Raw genomic sequence first — 415 nt, 5'->3', positions numbered from 1 at the left:
TTGGCACCTCGATGTCGGCTCATCGCATCCTGGGGCTGTAGTCGGTCCCAAGGGTTGGGCTGTTCGCCCATTAAAGCGGTACGCGAGCTGGGTTCAGAACGTCGTGAGACAGTTCGGTCCCTATCCGTCGCGGGCGCAGGAAATTTGAGAGGAGCTGTCCTTAGTACGAGAGGACCGGGATGGACGCACCGCTGGTGTACCAGTTGTCTTGCCAAAGGCATCGCTGGGTAGCTATGTGCGGAAGGGATAAGTGCTGAAAGCATCTAAGCATGAAGCCCCCCTCAAGATGAGATTTCCCATTGCCTGGCTTGCCAGGCAGGTAAGATCCCTGAAAGACGATCAGGTAGATAGGTCCGGTGTGGACGTGTGGCGACACATGGAGCTGACGGATACTAATCGATCGAGGACTTGATCT

1 rRNA gene is annotated in these 415 nt (G+C 55.9%); it reads left to right on the top strand.

Annotated elements, in window-relative coordinates:
- Nucleotides 1-415 (top strand): 23S ribosomal RNA (locus D4N35_RS17880); the annotation flags it as partial.

It is taken from the genome of Siminovitchia fortis (assembly GCF_003605365.2).
GTDB lineage: Bacteria > Bacillota > Bacilli > Bacillales > Bacillaceae_C > Siminovitchia > Siminovitchia fortis.
This window is presented reverse-complemented; position numbering and strand designations above follow the sequence as displayed.